General features: G+C 60.9%; 15 protein-coding genes. 7 read left to right on the top strand and 8 right to left on the bottom strand.

Annotated elements, in window-relative coordinates:
• Nucleotides 1-41 precede the first annotated feature (41 nt).
• Genes hemC through C7402_RS20525 form a run of 3 tightly spaced genes read left to right on the top strand, consistent with a single transcriptional unit; the run spans nucleotide 42 to nucleotide 4,405 of the window.
• Complete coding sequence (hemC, locus tag C7402_RS20515) at nucleotides 42-1,076, top strand: hydroxymethylbilane synthase (protein WP_116611847.1); 1,035 nt, start codon at nucleotides 42-44, stop codon at nucleotides 1,074-1,076.
• Entirely contained in the window at nucleotides 1,076-3,202 is a 2,127-nt protein-coding gene (gene hemDX, locus C7402_RS20520) for a fused uroporphyrinogen-III synthase HemD/membrane protein HemX (RefSeq protein ID WP_116611848.1), read from the top strand. The genes hemC and hemDX overlap by 1 nt, the downstream gene beginning before the upstream one ends.
• A gap of 3 nt (nucleotides 3,203-3,205) precedes the next feature.
• Nucleotides 3,206-4,405 (top strand): heme biosynthesis protein HemY, encoded by a 1,200-nt coding sequence (locus C7402_RS20525; protein ID WP_112172638.1) that lies wholly within the window; start codon nucleotides 3,206-3,208, stop codon nucleotides 4,403-4,405.
• A gap of 96 nt (nucleotides 4,406-4,501) precedes the next feature.
• Here C7402_RS20525 and C7402_RS20530 read toward each other — a convergent pair whose 3' ends face one another.
• The 3 genes from C7402_RS20530 to C7402_RS20540 form a co-directional block, all read right to left on the bottom strand.
• Nucleotides 4,502-5,821 carry an MFS transporter gene (locus tag C7402_RS20530; RefSeq protein ID WP_116611849.1) on the bottom strand — a complete coding sequence of 440 codons (1,320 nt, stop codon included), beginning with the start codon at nucleotides 5,819-5,821 and terminating at the stop codon, nucleotides 4,502-4,504.
• A 183-nt stretch (nucleotides 5,822-6,004) separates the two neighbouring features.
• Complete coding sequence (locus C7402_RS20535; RefSeq protein WP_116611850.1) at nucleotides 6,005-6,763, bottom strand: SDR family oxidoreductase; 759 nt, start codon at nucleotides 6,761-6,763, stop codon at nucleotides 6,005-6,007.
• Nucleotides 6,764-6,803: 40 nt separating this feature from the next.
• Nucleotides 6,804-8,243 (bottom strand): aldehyde dehydrogenase family protein, encoded by a 1,440-nt coding sequence (locus C7402_RS20540; protein ID WP_116611851.1) that lies wholly within the window; start codon nucleotides 8,241-8,243, stop codon nucleotides 6,804-6,806.
• A 325-nt stretch (nucleotides 8,244-8,568) separates the two neighbouring features.
• On the opposite strand from C7402_RS20540, the gene ppa reads away from it, so the two are divergent.
• Together ppa and C7402_RS20550 are read left to right on the top strand one after the other, a co-directional pair.
• Nucleotides 8,569-9,096 carry an inorganic diphosphatase gene (gene ppa / locus C7402_RS20545; RefSeq protein WP_116611852.1) on the top strand — a complete coding sequence of 176 codons (528 nt, stop codon included), beginning with the start codon at nucleotides 8,569-8,571 and terminating at the stop codon, nucleotides 9,094-9,096.
• 545 nt (nucleotides 9,097-9,641) lie between these two features.
• Entirely contained in the window at nucleotides 9,642-11,429 is a 1,788-nt protein-coding gene (locus C7402_RS20550) for a retron Ec67 family RNA-directed DNA polymerase/endonuclease (protein ID WP_165841929.1), read from the top strand.
• Nucleotides 11,430-11,558: 129 nt separating this feature from the next.
• On the opposite strand, the gene C7402_RS20555 is transcribed toward C7402_RS20550, so the two are convergent.
• The 4 genes from C7402_RS20555 to C7402_RS20570 form a co-directional block, all read right to left on the bottom strand.
• Nucleotides 11,559-13,532, bottom strand: a complete 1,974-nt coding sequence (locus tag C7402_RS20555) for a DUF3732 domain-containing protein (RefSeq protein ID WP_133254512.1) — start codon at nucleotides 13,530-13,532, stop codon at nucleotides 11,559-11,561.
• 2 nt (nucleotides 13,533-13,534) lie between these two features.
• Nucleotides 13,535-14,020 (bottom strand): three component ABC system middle component, encoded by a 486-nt coding sequence (locus C7402_RS20560; RefSeq protein ID WP_116611855.1) that lies wholly within the window; start codon nucleotides 14,018-14,020, stop codon nucleotides 13,535-13,537.
• Nucleotides 14,010-15,218 carry an ABC-three component system protein gene (locus C7402_RS20565; RefSeq protein ID WP_133254513.1) on the bottom strand — a complete coding sequence of 403 codons (1,209 nt, stop codon included), beginning with the start codon at nucleotides 15,216-15,218 and terminating at the stop codon, nucleotides 14,010-14,012. The genes C7402_RS20560 and C7402_RS20565 overlap by 11 nt, the downstream gene beginning before the upstream one ends.
• Before the next feature lie 425 nt (nucleotides 15,219-15,643).
• Nucleotides 15,644-16,096: a helix-turn-helix domain-containing protein gene (locus tag C7402_RS20570; RefSeq protein ID WP_116611857.1), complete on the bottom strand. Its 453-nt coding sequence runs from the start codon at nucleotides 16,094-16,096 to the stop codon at nucleotides 15,644-15,646.
• A 207-nt stretch (nucleotides 16,097-16,303) separates the two neighbouring features.
• On the opposite strand from C7402_RS20570, the gene C7402_RS20575 reads away from it, so the two are divergent.
• Together C7402_RS20575 and C7402_RS20580 are read left to right on the top strand one after the other, a co-directional pair.
• On the top strand, nucleotides 16,304-16,774 hold the full coding sequence (locus tag C7402_RS20575) for a hypothetical protein (RefSeq protein WP_116611858.1): 471 nt from the start codon (nucleotides 16,304-16,306) through the stop codon (nucleotides 16,772-16,774).
• Nucleotides 16,775-17,996: 1,222 nt separating this feature from the next.
• Nucleotides 17,997-18,401, top strand: coding sequence for a hypothetical protein (locus C7402_RS20580; RefSeq protein ID WP_116611859.1), 405 nt, complete (start codon nucleotides 17,997-17,999; stop codon nucleotides 18,399-18,401).
• A 368-nt stretch (nucleotides 18,402-18,769) separates the two neighbouring features.
• Here C7402_RS20580 and C7402_RS20585 read toward each other — a convergent pair whose 3' ends face one another.
• A complete protein-coding gene (locus tag C7402_RS20585) occupies nucleotides 18,770-19,081 on the bottom strand; it encodes a hypothetical protein (protein ID WP_116611860.1) in 312 nt (103 codons plus the stop codon).
• Nucleotides 19,082-19,557 lie beyond the last annotated feature (476 nt).

Below are 19,557 nucleotides of genomic sequence, written 5' to 3' on the forward strand. Positions count from 1 at the left end.
ATCCGATCCTGCTTTTCATCCCGTCATTCGATGTACTTGCCATGAACTCCGAGACGTTATCCGCGCCCATGCCCCGCACACTTGTGATCGCTTCGCGGGAGAGCCGCCTCGCGATGTGGCAGGCAGAGCATGTGCAAGCTGCGCTGCACAAATTATATCCATCCTGTGACGTGAAAATTGTCGGAATGACGACACGCGGCGATCAAATTCTCGATCGCACGCTCTCGAAAGTGGGCGGCAAGGGCCTTTTCGTGAAGGAACTGGAGCAGGCGCTGGCCGAAGGGCGCGCCGACCTGGCCGTGCACTCGCTCAAGGACGTGCCCATGGAGTTGCCCGAGGGCTTCGCGCTCACGGCCATCATGGAGCGCGAGGACCCGCGCGACGCGTTCGTCTCGAACGACTACGACTCGCTGGCGGCCCTGCCGCCGGGCAGCGTGGTGGGCACTTCCAGCCTGCGGCGCGAGTCGATGATCCGTGCGCGCTTTCCGCATCTCGACGTGAAGCCGCTGCGCGGCAATCTCGACACGCGGCTTACCAAGCTCGACCGCGGCGACTACGCGGCCATTATTCTCGCGGCGGCAGGCCTGAAGCGCCTGGGTCTCGGCGCGCGTATCCGCGCGCTCATCGAGCCCGACGACAGCCTGCCGGCGGCGGGCCAGGGGGCGCTCGGCATCGAGATCCGCGCCGATCGCGCCGATGTGGCGGCATGGCTCGCGCCGCTGCACGACGACGCCACGGCCAAGGCCGTCGAGGCCGAGCGCATGGTGTCGCGCGCGCTGGGCGGCAGTTGTTCGGTGCCGCTCGCGGCTTACGCGCAGTGGCGCGACGGCAAGCTCGCGCTGCGCGGCACGATCTCCACGCCCGATGCGAGCCGCGTGCTCGCCGCGCAGGAAGCCACGGCGGCGGCCACGGTCGAGGAAGCGGTGGCGCTCGGCCGCCGCGTGGCCGACGACCTGATTGCCCAGGGCGCGCTCGACATCGTGCGCGCACTGGCCGATGCGGCTCACGCAGCCGATGGTCCGAACACCGCGCCGGACCACCCAACCCGCACGGGCGCAGGCCCGGCGTCCGAATGATGGCGGCCCCGAGGCAACCGGACGAGTGGGGCGGCCCCGGCGACGCCTCCACGGGCGCAAGCCGAACCGAACCGGGCAGCGCCGGCACGCCGTTCACGGCCGTCATTACCCGCCCGGCCGGTCAGTCGAATGGGCTCGCCGCGCAACTGGCGCAGCACGGTATCCGTACCTTCGACTTTCCGCTCATTGCCATCGCGCCCGTGACCGACGAAGCGCCGTTGCGCGCCGCGCTCGGCGCGCTCGAACGCTATGCGCTCGTCGTGTTCGTTTCGCCCAACGCCGTCGACCGCGCGTTCGCCTGCTACGCCTCGGTGTCCTCGATCTGGCCGCCTGCGTTACCGGTGGCCGTGGTGGGCCCGGCCAGCGTGGCCGCGCTCGAGCGTCATGGCGTGGCCGCCCCCGATCATCGCGTGCTGAGCCCGTCGAACGCGGGGGAAGAAGACCCCGCGCGCTTCGATTCGGAGTCGCTCTACGCGGCGCTCGAAAAGACCTTCGGCGCAGAGGCCTTCACGGGCAAGCGTGTGCTGATCGTGCGCGGCGACGGCGGCCGCGAGTGGCTCGCCGAGCGCCTGCGCGAAGCGGGCGCGGAAGTCGAGACGGTCGCGGCTTACCGCCGCATCGTGCCCGAGCCGCCCATCGCCGCGTGGACGCAGGTTCACGCACTGCTGGAAGGCGCGCCGCACGCATGGCTCGTCACGAGCTCCGAGGGCGTGCGCAACCTCGACGAACTCGCGCGCGAGCACCTCACGGCGGGCGAGATCGTCGAGCTGCGCCATGCGCCGCTCGTCGCGCCGCACCCTCGGATCGCCGAGACGGCGCGCTCAATGGGTTTTGATAGGATTACGGTGTCCGGCGCGGGCGACGAACGCATCGTCGAGACGCTGCTTGGCCTCGCTTCTTCCGTTGTTCAACCGGCTCAGAACACTCCGGCCCAGGCGCCGGCCAACTCACGCATGACAGATTCGAACAACACCAGCAACACAGCCAACCCGGGCGCCGTCACCACGGGCGCGTCGGGTTCCGGCGGCGCGTCCGCGCGGCCGTCGCATGCGTCGTCGGGTGCGGGGTCTTCCGCACCGCTGACCCAGCCGCCGGGTACGGGCAACGGACGTCGCGGCGCCGGTTCGGCGCTGCTGTGGCTCGTCGTGGTGCTGGTCGCGGCGGGCTCGGGCGCGGGCGGCTATTACCTCAATCGCAAGCTCGACGGCCTCGGCATGCAGGCGATCCAGCGCCAGCAGGCGGGCGAGCAGCAGATCGCCGCGCTGCGCGCGCGCACCGACCAGGCCGTGACCGGCGCGCAGCAGATCGACAAGCAGATCGCCCAGCTCGAAGGCAAGATCGCCGACGCGCAAACCTCGCAGCAGGCGCTCGCGCAGCAATACTCCGATCTTTCGAAGAGCCGCGACGACTGGACGCTCGCCGAAGTCGGCCAGATGCTCTCGAGCGCGAGCGAACAGCTCCAGCTCACGGGCAACACGCAACTCGCGCTCTTTGCGCTGCAAAGCGCCGATACGCGTCTCGCCGCGTCCGACAACGCGCAGGCCATCGCGGTGCGCAAGGCGATCGCGGAGGACATCGACAAGCTCAAGGCCGCGCCGTCCACGGACCTCACGGGTCTTGCCATCAAGCTCGACACCGCGCTCGGCCAGATCGATTCGCTGCCGCTCTCGGGCGAAGCGCTCGTCGCGCACACGAAGCCCGAGGCCGCCGCGCCCGCCGATGTCGCGAAGGTCGCCGCCGCGACCAACGAGCCGCGCTGGAAGGTGTGGGTCGACACCTTCGTCAACGGCGTGGGCAAGCAGATCGCGAGCCTCGTGCAGGTGCGCCGCATCGACAACGCGGACGCCATGCTCGTTTCGCCCGATCAGGGCTACTTCATGCGCGAAAACCTGAAGCTGCGCCTGCTCTCGGCGCGCCTCTCGCTGCTCTCGCGCAACGAGGCGACGCTCAAGTCCGACCTCGCGGACGCCGACGCCACGCTCGCGCGCTACTTCGACGGCGCGTCGAAACAAACGCAGACGGTGCGCGAACTGCTCAAGGAAGTGGGCGCCGGTTCGGCCGCCGTCGCGCTGCCTACGCTCGACAAGAGCTTGCAGGCGATCCAGCAATACCGGAGCCGGGGGTAAGACATGGCGATCCGTGGACTCCTCTGGCTCGCGCTCCTCTTCGCGATTGCCGTTGCACTGGCGACCGTCGGGCGCTTCGACGCCGGGCAGGTGCTGCTCGTCTACCCGCCGTATCGCGTGGACGTCTCGCTCAACCTGTTCGTGGTCGGCATCGTGGTGGCCTTCCTGCTGCTCTACGTGATCCTGCGCTTCGCGCGCAACGTCGTGACGATGCCGCGCCGCGTGGCCGCCTATCGCGCGCGCATGCGCACGGAAAAGGCGAACTCGGCGCTGCGCGACGCGGTGGGCAATCTCTACGCGGGCCGCTTCTCGCGCGCCGAGAAGGCCGCGCGCGATTCGCTCGCCGACGATAAGAACACCAGCGCCGCGGGCCTCATCGCCGCGACGGCCGCGCATCGTCTGCACGAGTACGCGCGCCGCGACGAATGGCTCACCCAGGTCGACGACCCCGACCTTCAGGAAGCGCGCCTGATGGCTACGGCCGACATGCGCGCCGATGGCCGCGACGCCGATGGCGCGCTCGCCGCGCTCACCGAAATGCGCTCGCAGGGCGGCCGCCGCATTCACGCGCAGCAGATCGCGCTGCGCGCGCAGCAGCAGCTCAAGAACTGGAGCGAAGTGCTCAAGCTCGTGAAGACGCTGGAAAAGCGCGAGGCGCTGCATCCGGCCGTGGCCGTGCGCCTGCGTCAGCTCGCGGCGGAAAACCTGCTGCGCGACCGCCGCCACAACGCCGACGCGCTGCTCGAACTGTGGCACGCGCTCTCGCCGGTCGAGCGCCACTCGCCGCGTCTGGCCGACTGCGCGGCCGAACTGCTGATCGCGCTCGACCGCCAGGCCGACGCACGCAAGATCGTCGAGGAAGCGCTCGCGCAGAACTGGGACGCGCGCCTGTTGCGCCGCTATCCGGACACGGCGGGCAGCGACGCGTTGCCGCTCATCCAGAAGGCCGAAGCGTGGCGCAAGGAGCGCCCCGAGGACGGCGACCTGCTGTTCGCGCTGGGCCGCCTGTGCCTGAAGCAGCAGTTGTGGGGCAAGGCGCAGTCGTTCCTGGAAGCGGCGATCAAGTCCGCCGACGCGAGCCAGAACGAGCCGCTCAAGATCCGTTCGCACCGCGCGCTCGCGCGTCTGCACGAGCAACTCGGCGACGGCGAGAAAGCGGCCACGCATTACCGCGAAAGCGCGTTGTCGATGAACGTGGTTTGACGCGGGCGCTGCGTCGCACCTGAAGCCGCAACGAAAACGGCCGCCTGCAAACACAGGCGGCCGTTTCCTTTTGGGAGATCGCTACAGGCTACAAGCTCAGCGATTCACGAGCTTCGCCGGGGCCGAAAGCGCGAGCAGGCCGCCCAGGATCATGAATGCCGCGAGCATGTACATGCCCGAGTCGTTGGCGGCGGTGGCCTGCTTGAGCCAGCCCACCGCATACGGGCTCAGGAAGCCCGCCAGATTGCCGATCGAGTTGATGAGCGCAATGCCGGCCGCCGCGCCCGTGCCCGCGAGCCACGCGGTGGGCAGGCTCCAGAACAGCGGCAGCGTGGTGAGAATGCCCATGGTCGCGATGGTGAGCGCCGTCATGGCGAGCGTGGTGTCGTGCGCCCACGTGACCGACAGCACGAGGCCGATCGCGCCGATGGCGGCAGGAACGGCAATGTGCCAGCGGCGCTCGCGCGTGCGGTCGGCGCTTTTCGCCACGAGCACCATGCCGACCACGGCCGCCGCGAACGGAATGGCCGAAAGCAGGCCGATCGTGAGCGCGTCCTTCACGCCTGTCGCCTTGATGATGGTGGGCAGCCAGAAGCTCACGCCGTAGAGACCCATCACGAACGAGAAGTAGGTGAGGCTCATGAGCAGCACGCGCGGGCTCGTGAGCACGGTCATGATCGGCGGATCTTCCTTGGTGGCGTCCTCGGCGGCGATGTTGCGTTCGAGCAGCGCGCGTTCTTCTTCCGTGAGCCATTTGGCTTTGCCGATGCGGTCGTCGAGCACGAAGAACACCAGCACGCCGACGATCACCGAAGGCAGCCCTTCGAGCAGGAACAGCCACTGCCAGCCCTGCCAGCCGTTCGCACCGTCGAAGGCCTTGAGAATCCAGCCCGACACCGGCCCGCCGATCACGCCCGACAGCGCGATGGCCGTCATGAACCACGTGGTCATGCGCCCGCGCCGCTGCGCCGGATACCAGTAGGTGAGGTAGAGAATGATGCCGGGGAAGAAGCCCGCCTCGCACAGGCCGAGCAGGAAGCGCATCACGTAGAACATGGTGGGCGTGGTGACGAACATCGTCAGGATGGAGACGAGGCCCCACGTGACCATGATGCGCGCGATCCACACGCGCGCACCCACGCGATGCAGGATGATATTGCTTGGCACTTCGAACAGAAAGTACCCGACGAAGAAGATGCCTGCGCCAAAGCCGTAGACCGCATCGGAGAGATTGAGCGCGCTGCTCATCTGGAGCTTGGCGAAGCCCACGTTCACGCGATCCAGATACGCGACCACGTAGCAGAGCATGAGAAGCGGAATGAGCCGCCACGCGACCTTGCGATACGTGGCTTCTTCGAAGGCGGAGGGCGGAGCGCCCGCGCCCGCATGCGGCAGATGATTCGCTGGACTGGCCATGGTGTCTCCAATATCGTCGTGCTTGTTGTATTGCCGCCCCGTGATGGCGGATATTCGACGCGAAAGCACGACCATTCTATACGCGCCGCCGCAACGCGGCAGCGCGTGGAAGTCGGGGAAAACACCGATCAGTCAAGCACTTAGGGCGCGATTATGCGCCCGAATGCGAGGCGGGTTACTACGCTACACGCAGCGCCCGCCATCCACTTCGATGCAGGTGCCGGTGATGAACGCCGCGTCGTCGGAGGCGAGATAGAGACAGGCGTTGGCCACGTCCTGCGGCGTGGAAAAGCGCCCGAGCGGAATGGTCGAGATGAAGCGCTGGCGGTTCTCGGGCGTATCGGGCACGCCCATGAACTCCGCCGTGAGGCCCGTATCGCCGATCACGGGATTCACGCAGTTCACGCGGATCTGGTCGGGGCCCAGCTCGGCGGCGAGCGCCTTGCTGGCCACGATCATCGCGCCCTTGCTGCCGTTGTACCAGACGAGCCCGGGCCTGGGCCGGATGCCCGCGGTCGACGCGATGTTGACGAACGCGCCGCCGCCGCGCTCGCGAAAATGCGGCACGAACGCACGCACGCTCCAGTAGAGCCCCTTCACGTTGACGGCGTAGACGCGGTCGAACTCCGCTTCGCTCACTTCGAGCACGGGCTTGTTGCGATGGGTGGTGCCCGCGTTGTTGACGACGATCTGCACGCTGCCGAAGTCCTCGATGGCGGCTTCGCGCAGTGCATGCCAGTCGGCTTCGCGCGTGATGTCGCCTTGCACCGCGATGGCCTTGCCGCCCGCGAGCGCGATCTCGCTCGCCACGCGCTCGGCCGCTTCGCCGTTCAGGTCGTTGATGACGACGTTCGCGCCTTCGCGCGCATAGGTCTTCGCAATGCCTTCGCCGAAGCCCGAGCCGGCGCCCGTCACGACGGCCGTCTTGCCTTTGAGTCGCATGGTGTCTCCGTTTGTGTTGCTTGTTTGAGTGTCGACGTGTTCAGCCGTGGCGGATCGCGATGGTCTTCAGCACCGTGAAACCATAGAGCGCCTCGAAGCCTTTCTCGCGCCCGTGCCCCGAATGCCGCGTGCCGCCGAACGGCAATTCGACGCCGCCGCCCGCGCCATAGTTGTTGATGAACACCTGGCCCGCGCGCACGCGCCGCGCGAGGCGCATTTGCCGCGCACCGTCGCGCGTCCATATGCCTGCCACGAGGCCATAGGGCGTGCCGTTGGCGAGCGCGAGCGCGTCGTCCTCGCTGTCGAAGGCCATGGCCGCGAGCACCGGCCCGAACACCTCTTCCTGCGCGAGACGGCTTTGCGGCGGCACGTCGCGCAGCAGCGTCGGGACTTCGTAGAAGCCGCCCGCGGGTGCATCGGCTTCGAGCCTGCCGCTCGCCGCCGTGGCGATGTGGTTCGCGGCCGCCTCATCGAGAAAGCCGCGCACGCGCTGGCGCTGCTTCTCGTTGATGAGCGGGCCGCAGTCGAGATCGGCGCCGGCCGGGCCCACGCGCAGCTTGCCGAACGACGCGGCCAGCCGGTCGATGAGCGGCTCGTAGGCGCTGCGCTCGATCAGCACGCGGCTGCCCGCCGAGCAGGTCTGCCCCGCGTTCTGCACGATCGCGGCGACGAGCACGGGCAGCGCGGCGTCGAAATCGGCATCGGCGAAAACGATTTGCGGCGACTTGCCGCCCAGTTCGAGCGTGACGGGCACGTGATGTTCGGCGGCCATCTGCGCGACGAGCTTGCCCGTTTGCGGCGAGCCCGTGAACGAGATGTGGTCGATGCCGGGATGCGCCGAGAGCGCCTCGCCCGCCTCATGCCCGAGCCCCGTCACGATGTTGAGCGCGCCGGCGGGCAGCCCCGCTTCCCGCGCCAGTTCCGCCACGCGCAGCAGCGACACGCAGGCGTCCTCGGCGGGTTTCACCACGCACGCGTTGCCGGTGGCGAGCGCCGCGCCCACGCTGCGCCCGAAGATCTGCATCGGGTAGTTCCAGGGCACGATATGGCCCGTCACGCCGTGCGGTTCGCGCACCGTGAGCACCGTATAGCCGGCCTGGTAGGGCAGGGTTTCGCCGTGCAGCTTGTCGGCCGCGCCCGCGTAGAACTCGAAGTAGCGGGCGAGCGCGAGTGCATCGGCGCGCGCCTGCTTGAGCGGCTTGCCGGTGTCGCGCGCTTCGAGCTGCGCGAGGGCTTCCTTGTGCTGGCCAACGAGGCCCGAGAGCGCGTACAGCAAACGCCCGCGCTCGGCGGCGCTCAATGCGCCCCAGGCACCTTCGAAGGCTTGACGCGCGGCTTTGACGGCGGCGTCGATGTCGGCGGCATTGCCGCGTGCGAGCTGCACGAAGGGCTGGCCGGTGGAGGGATCGATCGCGGCGAGGGTTTCGCCGCTGGCGGGCGCTTGCCACTCGCCGCCGATGAAGTGCTTCGCTTCTTCCATGCATGCGCCTCGTAATTGGGGTGTGAAACGAGGGAGGGGAAACGCAAAACGGGAAACGCCGCCGCCGCGTGCCCGGGGTCCGGCGATGCGGCGATGCGGCGAGGGAGGGCCGCGACGGCCAGTTCATTATCGCGCCGATTGCCGTCGTGGCGCGCGGGAATTCAGCAGACACTTCAAGGGCTTGCGGGAAAGCCCTGGGCCGAACCGCCGGCGGCCCTGGCCGATTGGCTATAATGGCGTCCATCCTCCAACTTCCGCGACGTCCGGCTGTGCGCCGGTATATCGCGCGGGCCGTCGGTTTTTCCCTTCTCAACAGAGAGCGCTCATGAGCTTTGCAAATGTCCCCGCCGGCAAGGATCTGCCGCAAGACTTCAATGTGATCATCGAGATTCCCGCGCAAAGCGATCCGGTGAAATACGAAGCTGACAAGGACCTGGGCCTGCTCGTCGTCGACCGTTTCGTCGGCACGGGCATGCGCTATCCCGTGAACTACGGCTTCATCCCGCAAACGCTCTCCGGCGACGGCGACCCGGTCGACGTGCTCGTGATCACGCCGTTCCCGCTGCTGGCAGGCTCGGTCGTGCGCTCGCGCGCGCTCGGCATGCTCCAGATGACCGACGAGTCGGGCGTCGACGCGAAGCTGATCGCGGTCCCGCACGACAAGGTCTGCCCGATGACGGCCAACCTCAAGTCGCTGGACGACGTGCCCGAGTACCTGAAGGACCAGATCAAGCACTTCTTCGAGAACTACAAGTCGCTCGAAAAGGGCAAGTGGGTCAAGGTCGAAGGCTGGGTCGGCATCGAAGCCGCCCACAAGGAAATCACGGACGGCGTCGCGAACTTCAAGAAGTAGAGCTGCGTAGTCAGAAAACGAAAGTTTCCTGAGGAGGCGCCCCTAAGGGGGCGCTTTTTTTATGTCATTGAATTTTCGAGTTTTTTCAAATTCACCGGTTGAGTATGAATTGACAATTTTTCATGCTTGGGCAAGCCGGCGAAGCTGGCGCGTCAGACGTTCGAGTGTGTGCAACTCCGGTACCGCCCTTGGGGCGGCTGTCCACACCCTCGTGGTGTGGGCAGCGGAGTTGTGCACACGGGGAACCGACGATACGTTTGCAGAGAAAAAGGGGGAAGTAGGTGCGGCTAAAGTTAGGGACGTGGGGTCCCGGAAGGGGAGTTTCCTAATTTCTGTATTGGAGAGGTGATTTTGCGTTGCTTGAACTCTTTGATATTATGTTTGAAGCCTCGTAGACAGAATTTCTGCCATGAATCATGGCACTTGGCAACAAAGTTGGGACCTATGCTGCATCGATATCAACCGGACTGGCGCCATATAAGTAGATAGCCAATACGCGTTGGAGTGTCTACGGGGCTTTTATCGAAATGTTTCCGAAAAGTACGTTGGAATGGTTTCAATTCGCCAAATCGCGAGCAACGCTTGCGATGCTTCTTGACATTAAGCATCAAGACCTGACTTATCTGCTCTACGTCAGGAAAGACGCAGAGAAATATAATGTATTTTCGGTTCCTAAGAGAGGCGGCGGGAGTAGGGACATTTGCGTGCCTATTCCGGAATTAAAATCACTACAGAGGAAGCTTGCAGCCGCGTTGGAGAAATGTATCGCAGATATCGAGACGATAACTAAGAAAACAAATAAAGCGTCTCACGGCTTTCGTTTAGGAAGGAGCATTCTCACGAACGCTTCTGAGCATCGCAGCAGGCGATACGTTTTCAATGTTGACCTTAAGGATTTCTTTCCGAGCATCACCGGACAGAGAATTCGGGGTTTCCTCATGAACGACAGGAACTTTGCGTTCGATGGGAGTGTTGCCACAACCATTGCCCATATTGCTTGCAGAGATGGACGGCTTCCCCAAGGTAGCCCGTGTTCACCCGTCATTTCAAACATCATTGCCGGAATTTTGGACGTTCACCTGTCCAAGTTGGCGAAGATGCACGGATGCACGTATACGAGATACGCCGACGACCTTACATTTTCTACGAACAAGCAAGATTTTCCTGCTGCGATTGCTTATCGCGACGGCGACAACGAACACTGCTGGAAGGTTGGGGCGGAACTCAATCGATTGATTCTCCGAAGTGGCTTCGCGGTGAATGAGAAGAAGACCCGGATGCAGTATCGAGATTCGAGGCAGCAAGTCACCGGGCTCGTGGTGAACAAGAAGGTTAACGTTGGAACTGAGTATCGTTATCTGGTGCGAGCTTACGTCGCGGCTCTAGTGAAGAGCGGTAAATATACGGTGAAGCGCCAGGTCGTTGATGTGAATGGCAAGCTACAGACGGTCAGTGAAGAGGGGACGCCGGCCCAGCTTCATGGAATGCTGGGATTTATTCATTCTGTCGACAGTGTCTTCCGTACGAATGTAAAGAAGCATCCTCACAACTATCCAGGGCAGCAAGGTAACGACAAGAAGCCCACTGGCAATTTAGCCATTTATCGGCGCTTTCTGATTTACACCCGCTTCTATGCCAACGCGGTTCCGCTGATAGTCTGCGAAGGGAAAACGGATGGCGTATATATCAGCAATGCGGTACACCAGAGCAAAGGTCTCTTTCCTAGCTTGGTCAAGAAAGATGGCGAAGGAAACGACGTATTGTCGTTCCAGCTTCTAAAGTACGCACGCAGGCACAAAAAAAAGAAAACGGTCCACTTACCCAACTATTCGACCATTACCATTCTGGGCGGCGGTAGCGGTGGAGGGCCAAATTTGGGAAACCTAATTCGTGCGTACCACGGCGAGTTGGCCAAGTTCAAGGCTCCCCGAGGTAAGCAACCGGTCATTTTTATTGTCGACAATGATAGTGGCGGGAAGACGGTCTTTAAGGTGGTGAGAGATGCATTGAAGGTGAACATTACGGGAGAGGAGCCCTTCGTATACCTGTTTGCGAACCTGTATATCGTTCCAGTGCCGCTTGGCGGCGCCAAAGAGCGGAGTATTGAGGGTCTCTTCTCGGGTGCGGATATAGCGAAGGGTCTAGAGGGGAAGCCCTTCGACTTTTCGGCGGAGTCCAGCTCGGCAACGTCGGCTGGCAAAGCCGATTTCGCATATGAATTCGTCGCGAAGCAGGCTAAAGATATAGATTGGGCGGGGTTCCACCCTCTGCTCGCGAACGTAGTGGGCGCAATGGACGACTACGCCGCGCGCCTTGCAGCGGGCGTGCCTTGAGTTCTCCTCCAGCCACTAGGCTTGGCAGCATGCGATGTGGGCGCGACGTTGGGTCGCCCCGACAAGCGCAATGTGGCACGAGAAGCAGGTGAGCTTGTGCCATTGCCCCCCCTGAACAGGCTTGTCGACTTACTCCGGCAAATCAAACCATGCGGGCGGTACCAAATAATTTTTCCCGCGCCACTCTTCTGCAAGCTCAACGCCGTCGAGATTGTCCCAAACGTCGGGGCCAGCGTGGTCCAGCACGATGATTTGGATTTTGCCTTTGAAGTGAGTAACGAGTTGCCCCATGGCGTCGAAAAAGCCGCGGATTGACCGGACGTCTTCGTCCAAAATCTCGTCCGTGTCGCGCTCACGCCTCGCGAGCCGACGCGGGAAGTACACCTGACTGGGCTGGTCGAAGATGACAAGCGCAGGAACAGGGGACTGGGCACGGTTAAGGAAAAAAGCCTGCAGGGCAAGTATCGCAGCGACGTGATACGAAAGCCAGTTCGCGCCGCTGCCCAGTTGCCAAAGGAAATCTTCGCGCCCGGCGTAGTCCGTCACACCGACGGTAAGTTCCTTGATATCTAGTCGCGCAGGCGCGTCCTTGCGCTCAACATCTAACTTGGCAGCCAATTTCGTCAGGTTTCTTGAGACGCGACCCACTGCGCTTTGCAACTTGCGAGCATATTCTGCTTCGGATAGTGACTCTTGAATCTCAGCGATGCGGTTGCTTAGTTTATCGATTTCCTCATCTAACCCGTTCGGTTCCTTTCGTGCGGAAAACAGTTTAAGCGCTTCCTCAACTCTGCCAAGAAAGCGCGCAACGCGCGCAGTAGCTAGTTCGTGTTCACGGATTGTCTTTGAACGCTCTTCAATAGCGCGCTTACGGACGCGGACGGCTTTTAATTGGTCGTCAAGCAACTGCAGCTTTTCCGTAACGTCAACGAGGTCACGGTCGAGTACCGGAGGAGCTTTCGAGACTGTGTGGGTTTCGTCTTCAATGACCGAAAGTGCATCGCATAGCTGGTCAAGTTCATTATGCGAGGAGTCCATCGAGCCATCGCACACCGGACAGCGCGTGCTGTCATTCGGAAGCGTCCGGAGCCAGCGTGAAATTCCGAGTCGCTTGGCTTGGTCTGAAAGACTGTCTTTGTAGTCTGTAACTGTGTCACGGACGGCAGTAATCTGATTCAATCGATGGCGAGCAACGCTGAGTTCGCGGGTAATGGCAGACTCTTCAGCCTGCAACGCGGCGTACTCCGAGGCCGATGCTTGACTGCCAGCAAGTGAAAAACCATCACCAGTTTCGCCCACTGAGACGATGTTCTCCAGCGCGCGAATCAGAGACGGTTCAGTGGCATCTGGGAGGTCGCCGGTCAACAAACCAAGCTCACGTGCTTCGGTAATCCAAACCTGCAAATTCGCTAGCCACGTTTCAGATACTTTGTCGTACGCTGTTTGCTCGCGTTGCTTGCGACGTAGTTCTCGCAATAGGTTTTCTAACTCCCACTTGAGTGCAAGGCGTTTGCCGGTTGTTGCACCGAGCACATAGGGGAAGATGGTTCGGACCTTCTCGCGATGCTCAATTGTGTCCGCTCGGAAGAATAGAACGTCGGGATTGGCGACAATGTTCTGCGGCTGGAAACAAAATGCCAATGTGTCGCGGAAGCTGGGGCGGCCTTGGAATCCGTTGCCTGTTTCTTCCGCGTCGAATCCCAAGTTCGAAAGGCCCGCCAACCTGTCAAGCATATGCTTGACCGCTTTTCGAGTCGTATTCTTTGTCGGTTGCTCAAAGCGAGCTTCCATGCCCTCATCTTCTAGCACCATCATTTCGTCGGTGCTCTGCTGATTTCCGGGCTCCCGGCGCGCCAATAATTTCTCCCCCTCGCTCGTACTAATTCGAATGCCGAACCAAGCACAGGACTCTCGAATTTTTCCAGCGGGTATATTGCAGAGCCGTGAGCCCAAGCAGTAGTCGATAATGGGAATCACGGAGGATTTCCCTCGCTTGGACGCTCCGCTGATAATGTTTACTACGCCGAGTTCAAAGGGCACACGTCTGGGTTCATGACCCGCATTCTTTGGCCAAAGAATGACTTCAAGTATCTGCAGATGCACGGTTACAGCTCCAATCGAAGCGAATAGCTAAGTTCGCGGAGGGAAGTCTGCTGAGCCCACATACCCAGCTTCTCTGCTGCGGAGGCGAGGTCGAGCACCTCGGCTGGCAGGGCACGAGTGAATGCCGTGCTGCGTGGCCAAAGCTGGGCGGCTTCGGTCGAGAGGGTTAGTAGACCAGTTGAGAGACTCAACGCGAGCGAGCGACGCGAAAGGTCGCGCATTGCTTCGGCGCGCTCCTGAATTGAGAAGAGAAGGTCAATCTGCTTAACAAATTTGCTTTCGAACTTCCGAATTCCCGATGACTTGAATGTCTTCGTGACGACCTCGCGAAGGTCTTCGTTGAAAATGACAGGAAGAACAAGGAACGCTAGAACCGCAGGGCAGCCGTCTGCTTTGTTGCTCGAACTGTAGTAGCCGCAAACGGCCCGCCAAATAAGTGCGGCGCCGAGCCCTGGGTTTTGAATGGCATCAATCTCATCAAGCAGCATCTGCGACGTCCTTGGGCGATGCGAGAAGACTCGCGAAATCAGGATGCCATCCAACGTCCAGCGTATTCGCAAGCTTGTGGAAGCTCCCAGGCGTAAAGTGTGTCGAGACGGTTTTGCCCTGGAGAAGGACGGACGCCTCGAGGCAAGATGATAAAAGGAGCGTGCCGAAATCCTCTGGCGGTTTCCCGCGAGTCTGCACCTTGGCTGCCATTTTCTTCGAGTTCCACACGCGTTTCAGTGTTTTTTCGTATTCCACGAGGCTACTGCGATGAATGTAGCCGCGCTTCGCCCATTCGGTCCGGTCTGTGGCTGCCATCAGGAAAGTATTGATAGCGTCGAGAACTATCTCCTCGTCGGCACCGATAAGCTGTAGCTGTCGAAGATAAGTCTGGTCGAGGAAAACTTCGGCCTGTATCTGCTTGTCGGTTGGCGGTGTCGCGTAGGTTGGAAGTATGGTGTCGCTACGGTCAAACTTGCGCACAGCGGCGACATATTCCGCATGAAACTCGTCGCGACTCACCACTGCTGGAAGCCCTTTCTCAATTAGCTTCGTGACAGTAATTCGAACCCAACCTGCAAGCTGTCGCAAGATTTCTTCAACGTTCTCTGAGCCGACTGGCGCGCACGCAATTTCCTTCGCTAACTCAGCGTAGGGAGCGCCGATACCGCACTCCAGGGTAAAAGCACAAACGATGTCGACTAGAGCGCTTTCAGTCGCTCCGAGGACGATGTTCACCTGTTTGGCAAGCTTGTCAGGAATCGATGCGCGTTTCTCGAAGGCGGGTGCGTCCCCCCAAAATTCCTTCCGGATGGCGGCGATTGCCGCCTTCGCATCTTGCTTCGTTATGCAGTCGCCGAGTTTCTGGGCAATCTTGCCTTTATAGGGCTGTGCGACATAGAGGACGAACTTTGTGCCAGCGGGGATTTTCCCGGAGCGGCGTCCGTTAAGCCAGTTTGCGAAGGTCTTCCATAAATCGGTCGAGCGGTCGCTTATCGGATTATGGGCGAGGCCGCTTTTGACCTGTTCCGCATAACCTTCGCCGTCTTTGGTCCCAGAGACGTCGTCAATACACTCCAAGGCAACGGTGTCGCCAGGCTGCGAGCGAAGCAGGTGGTGCAGAAACCGCGCCTCCTGTATGCCATAACCGTAGAACTGGCCTGGAGCGCTGGTTGAGCCAGCTCTAGATTTCTTAGTCACGGCATCCCCGGATTGTCAGCGCGAGTTGCGGGAGATGAGTGCGCGCTGGGCAGGTCTTCTCGTCGGCGTCAATTATGGAGCATTGACCAAATCTTAGGCAAACCGTGCGGGGACGGATTGTTCCTCGCTTTACATCCGGGCGAAGAACCCCGCCCCCCGCCTTGCGGCTAATATTCTAGAGCATGGGCGCGATACGGGCGTTCCCTATACGCGCAATGACACCGCCGCTGCACTATGTCCTAGCTAAATACCTCGACCCGTTTGAGCTTGCGCAACTTTTGGGAGAAAGTGTACGGACAGTCAAATTACGGGCAAAGCATCGTCCTTCGTTACTTCCGCCTCGCGCTCAGCTTTACGACCAGGAGCTTCTTCGTTGGCGTCAGGACGTAGTCCTGCTTTGGCTCGCGAGTTCGAATTCGCCCAACTCAAAGTAGGTCCGTCGGCTTGATACCAAATGCCACCGCGAGCTTCTCTAGCGTAGCCAATTGCAGCGCGGCTGCCGAACTAGTCGACGCTTCGATGCGGGAAACATGGTTCCGGTCCATCCCTACGCGGTCGCCCAATTCCTTTTGGCTTATATGTTGCGCGGTACGACGGTCGCGCACATTCTGCCCCACCAGTTTGCTGGAAATGGGGCTGCCGGGCGGTCTGTGCGCAATGGGGTGGTCCTCAGGGGTTTCGAGGAGGACGCGAACGTCCACGTCCAACGCACGGGCCAGAGCATCAGCGCGCTCAATCGTCATCCGCGAAGACGTGCGTTCGTACCGGCTGATGGCCGTCCTGTCTGAGCCTAAGCGGTTGCCGAGCTGTTCTTGAGAACAGCCAAGCTCCTCCCGGTAGCGCTTCAAATTCTTGATGAATCGCTCTTGCAGCGACATCTGCGTTATCTAAAAAGAAAACTAAATTCTCCCGTAGACAACGTAGATGTCTACAGCACTAGCGTTGTCTACATGTAAGTTGTCGTCGTTTACATATACAACGCAAACGTCTACACTTGAGGGCATCACAAGGCGGTCCATCCGCCCAGAATTCGCTTTTCGTTTTCCGTTTGGCGGTAGTCGCAGTACCAATCTTTTGAGGAACGTATGGACGCAGTTCAGTTGCGGTACATTCCCGCGACCACGCGGGCGGTCATGTCGCACGCCGGAGCACCAGCTACGATGGAAATAGGCGGTCGCTTGTATGAACTCACGCCAGAAGAGATGCCGGGCGAGGTTGAATGGCGCGTTGCGCTGCTCCGATGGCTTGGGCGAAAAGTGTTCTTCTACCTTGCATCTATCGCACCAGAAGACCGCATCCAAAAGCTGCTCCGCGTTGAGCACGACCTAATTCGCCGCACATGGCTTCACGCCATTGAAGCTCATGCGGTAGCGGAAGGTGCGCTCTTATCGATTTCCGACTTGACGGACCAAGAGGTCGCAGCACTGAGGCGTGGGGACGTCTATTTTGAAGCGCTGGCGAAACGCGAAGGCGAGCGGTTGATAAAGCGCTTTGAAAGACTCGTGATGCGGCACTGCAAGCCGCACGAGTCAGCTTCGCCTTCCGCCGCGCCTTAATGCGCGTGATGGGCAATCCTCTGCTCGAATGAAATGGACGGATTGGCTCGCTGTCTGAGGTGTGAATGTTCGAACAAGCCGCTTTTCTGCTAGGGCTGCCTGCAGCACTCGCGCTGCTCGGGTTCCTTATCGGACGGCTGATTCGAGGCAGACGCCCACGCGTTCAAGCCGAGCATCCGCGGCTTTCGTACAGCGCTGCATATCTTCGCGATGCGCACAACAAAGGAATCTCAATGCTCACGCGCTCTCGTTGTGTTTTTGAGGCCATATATTTTTGTCTGTGCGAGGTCGCGGAAACGCACGGCCACGCGGTCGACGGGCGAGTCCATCCGAACGATGAGCTCGTGTGTGCTGGGCTTGACGCGTTAGGCGCATCAGATGAAGACCGAAAGGAGGTTGCCTTGCTTGCAAGATGGGCGGCAGAAGCAAACCCGACATTGCCTCAAATAACCATCGAGGAGGCATGCAAGCTCGCGGTGCGCGTTTATTGCAAGTCTGTGGCTTTGCTCTCTTCGTCGCCGACTCAATAGCATGCGCCTGCACGCCTCCATTTTGCTCACAGAATAGAAAACAGCAGTCGTCCGCAAATTGCGGAAGACCCAGAACCGTGCGAGTGCGCATATTGGCACGCTTGGGTCGCGTTTCTGGAAGGGTAACAATGTTGCGTGTGCATGAGGCTTTTGAGGCGGTGTGATGAGACGCGTGCGACGTGTGAAACAGGTGTTGCTGGCGAAGCGGGGCAGCGGATTGATTACGGTGCACGCACTGGCAAAGCTGCTTTGGGTTTCGCCCGGCTATGCGCGCCGCCTTACGCGTCGTCACGTGCTTCGGCCGGTACGTCTCATCCGTGGGCAGCGGCACGTAGCACGCGCCCGAGCCGAGGCATATAAGCGGAAGATGCGAGGCAGGATGGCTAGGGCAATGCTTGCGTATGTGGAGTCGTCAGCTCTGCTCGCGGAACGGGAGGAGAGGCGGACATAGTTCGACTGCAGAGTGCGCTTAAGGCTGGCGAAACCTCCGGAGTTGCTTTCCGTTTTGACGGTCCGGCGTTCCTTCGGTGCATGCATGCAAAGCACACTCGCTGAGGAAAACTGAGCAGTCGCGCGGTGCGGTACACCTCAACCAGCGGAACCGACGGAGGGCGGCCGCGTTTCTCAATGAGGAGCCTCTTTGACTGGGGTTCCCATTATTCGAATTCAGCGATAGAGAGGAACAGATACAGATGCGTGATGAACTGCAGAAAAGCCTGCGCGAGCGCTATCCGCTCATTTTTGGCGCCGCTCCGGCGCACCGTGACCCGTTCAAGGTGCTGAGTCCATTCCAGGTCTGGGGATTTGAATGCGGCGATGGCTGGTTCGACTTACTTGATGCGCTAGCCCTGAATCTGCAGTACGCGACCAAATCCACAGGCGCACCGCAGGTGGTCGCGGCGCAGGTCAAGGAAAAATTCGGGTGCCTGCGCTTCTATACAGACCTAGCAGATGCCCGACAGCGTGCCATGATTGAACTGGCCGAAACAATGAGCGGCCGGATTTGCGAGGAATGTGGAAACAGGGGAGCACTGATGAGCACAAATGGCTGGCTGATGACATGCTGCCCTGCCCACGCCGCGGGAGGCGAAGAATAGGCGTGTCGCGTCCAGGCTTGCTTCGTGAATGGGCGTTCTAGTGTGTCTTCGGTAACGCGAAGGATATGAGCCGCAGCGTTGGAGTACACCCGTTTGGGGAAAATCGACAACCGTTTTATTGGCTAGGTCGCCCTACACCAGGCGTGTGGCCTCTGCCAACGCACGGTGCCGAAGTGATTGCGGCGTGGCTCGCGCTGCGCAGACCGCCGTGCACCGTACCTCTGTTCGCGTTCTAATCACGAGTCCAACGTCTGGCCCGTTTCAGCCTTACCCTCTTGTCTTGGCGCGTCCAGCTGCGAAATTCCGTCGTCCCAGTGCGACAATGTTCACGTTGTCATAGGAGGTGCCGAGCGAAGCCCGGTATTTGTCTATTCGAATATTTTCTCCTGCAAGTATTTTCCGCATTGAATCGCCATACCTGTGAAATAGGCTGCCTGTACGGCGAGCAGGCCGAGGACTACTGTGCTGCCGAGGGTTGCGACAGAAAAGAAAGCGTGATTTGCGCTGTTCTCGACATAGGGCGCAATTTCACGGACTTTTCTGCACCAATACGCCGATTCGATTCCGCCGACCGCGAAAAAGATGCCTTGTGCCCAAGGTCGCATGTCTTTGTATTTTGGCATCCGTGGGCGGTTTCTCCAGCGAATTCCGACGGTGCGCAGCTGCTTCGCCAAATCCATTGATAGCCCCTTCGATTCACGTGAATTCCGAAGATGTAGCCCAGCCGTCTGCCTTGACGGCCGGGTATTCGTACCGGGTTCAGTCCTTCAACTGATTCCCGCATTCACTGCAGAAGCGGGCGGAGTTGGGGTTTGCAGCGGAACACTTCCCGCAGACGGTCGTCAGTGCCTTCTGACGCATATAGGCAATTTGAACAACGCACGGGAGTGTCACGCGGTATGCCGGGCTGGCCAAGCCTGCAACGGTCCAAAGCGTGGAAATCACCCAGCCTACTGGGCCGATAGCAACGCTGAGATAGCGCATCATCGGTCCCATCACAACAAACGGGATGCGTACTTGTGGTTGGCCTGGCTCTCGCACACGTTGTCTTTTTCAAGCTGACTGACCCTGCCCGAGACTGGTTGTTCCCTAGCTCTTCAACAACACTCAAACCGCCTACCACCAGCGGCGCAGCGCCGCATTCCGCTTCTGCGCC

Source organism: Paraburkholderia unamae (assembly GCF_003096875.1).
Taxonomy (GTDB): domain Bacteria; phylum Pseudomonadota; class Gammaproteobacteria; order Burkholderiales; family Burkholderiaceae; genus Paraburkholderia; species Paraburkholderia unamae.